Here is a 1,661-nt window from a genome sequence, read left to right as displayed (position 1 = left end):
GCAGACCGCGGCCGACCTGCTGTACCTGGAGACCGTCGCCGAGGAGTGCGCGGCGGCCGACGCCCAGGCCCACGCCGAGCCCGGCACCTGGCCGCGGGCTGCTCGAGCGGCGTCGCCCCGGGCATCGACCCCGACGTGCACCCGCGCGACCTGTCGGAGGGGCAGCGGCTCTCGCTCGTCCTGGCCATCGCGCTGACCGCGCGGCCGCGCGTGCTCGAGCTCGACGAGCCCACCCGCGGCCTGGACTACGCGGCCAAGGACGCGCTCGCCGGCATCCTGCACGACCTGGCCCGCGCCGGGCACGGCATCCTCGTCGCCACCCACGACGTCGAGTTCGTCGCCGAGGTCGCCGACCGGGCCGCGGTCATGGCCGAGGGCGAGATCGTCTCCGAGGGCGCCGTCCTCGAGGTGCTGGCCGAGTCCCCGGCGTTCTCCCCGCAGGTCTCCAAGGTGCTCGGCCGCGGCTGGCTCACCGTGCCGCAGGTCCGCGACGCCCTGGGGGAGGTCGTCCCGTGACCGAGCGCAGCGAGGTTGCCGTGCGGGTCGGGCGCCGGTCGGCGCTCGTCCTGACGGTGGCCTCGGTGGTCGGGCTGCTGCTGTTCGTCTGGCCGCTCCTGCTGCAGGTCGAGCCGGACGGGGCCGGCTCGCGCACCGACCCGCCCTACGTCTTCCTCGTGCTGCTGCCGCTGCTCGTCGTGGTGGTCGCGGCGGAGCTGTCCGAGGGCGGCATGGACTCCAAGGTGCTGGCGATGCTCGGCGTGCTGACGGCCGTGAACGCGGCCCTGCGGGCGCTCAGCGCGGGGGTGGCCGGGCTGGAGCTGGTGTTCTTCCTGCTCGTGCTCGGCGGACGGGTGTTCGGTCCGGGCTTCGGCTTCCTGCTCGGCGGCACGTCCATGTTCGCCTCGGCCCTGCTCACGTCCGGGGTGGGGCCGTGGCTGCCGTTCCAGATGCTGTGCGCCGGCTGGGTCGGCCTGCTCGCCGGGCTGCTGCCGCGTCGCGTGTCGGGCCGGGCCGAGATCGCCATGCTGGTCGTCTACGGCGTCGTCGCCTCGTACGCGTACGGGCTGCTGATGAACCTCACGAGCTGGCCGTACCTGCTGGGCATCCAGGTGCCCGGCCACGAGGGCTCGCTGTCGGTGGTGCCCGGCGACCCGCTGCTGGAGAACCTGCACCGCTTCCTCGTCTACACGCTGCTGACGTCCACCGGCGGCTGGGACACCGGGCGGGCGATCACGACCGCGATCGCCACCGTGGTGCTCGGTCCGGCGGTGCTGACGACGCTGCGCCGAGCGGCCCGGCGCGCCACGTACGCCGCCTCCGTGGGCCGCTGACCTGGGACGATGGGGGCATGGCTGCTCCCACGCTGACCCGCCCCGTCTCCGCCGCGCTCACCTTCGCCGGGACGACCGCCTACTACGCCAGCCCGGACGTCGTCCGGTCGCGCCGGGCCCGGCCTGGCTCAAGGGCGGGCTGATGACCGGGCTGGCCCTGGTCTCGCTCGCCGAGTGGCGCACCGCCCAGCAGCAGGCCGCGCAGGAGCCCTGCCCCGTCGCGGACGAGCCGACCGAGGAGACGACCGAGGAGGAGGCGGGCTCGCTGTCGACCGCCAGCAGGTCGCCCTGGGCGGGATCGGTGCCGCTGCGCTCGCCGGCAGCGTCGTC

Annotated in this window: 4 protein-coding genes; all 4 read left to right on the top strand. The window is 75.1% G+C overall.

Annotated features, from left to right (window positions below):
• Nucleotides 1–516, top strand: a 516-nt coding sequence (locus AC2W7G_RS15655; RefSeq protein WP_485869253.1) for an AAA family ATPase, incomplete at its 5' end; no start/stop codon positions are given.
• Nucleotides 513–1,331 carry an ECF transporter S component gene (locus tag AC2W7G_RS15650; protein WP_485869252.1) on the top strand — a complete coding sequence of 273 codons (819 nt, stop codon included), beginning with the start codon at nt 513–515 and terminating at the stop codon, nt 1,329–1,331. The genes AC2W7G_RS15655 and AC2W7G_RS15650, both read left to right, overlap by 4 nt.
• 17 nt (nt 1,332–1,348) lie before the next feature.
• On the top strand, nt 1,349–1,474 hold the full coding sequence (locus AC2W7G_RS15645; protein WP_485869251.1) for a hypothetical protein: 126 nt from the start codon (nt 1,349–1,351) through the stop codon (nt 1,472–1,474).
• On the top strand, nt 1,474–1,661 hold a 188-nt coding region (locus tag AC2W7G_RS15640; protein ID WP_485869250.1), incomplete at its 3' end, for a hypothetical protein. The genes AC2W7G_RS15645 and AC2W7G_RS15640, both read left to right, overlap by 1 nt.

It is taken from the genome of Aeromicrobium sp. PFPM2_SD2, from assembly GCF_057364525.1.
This window is presented reverse-complemented; position numbering and strand designations above follow the sequence as displayed.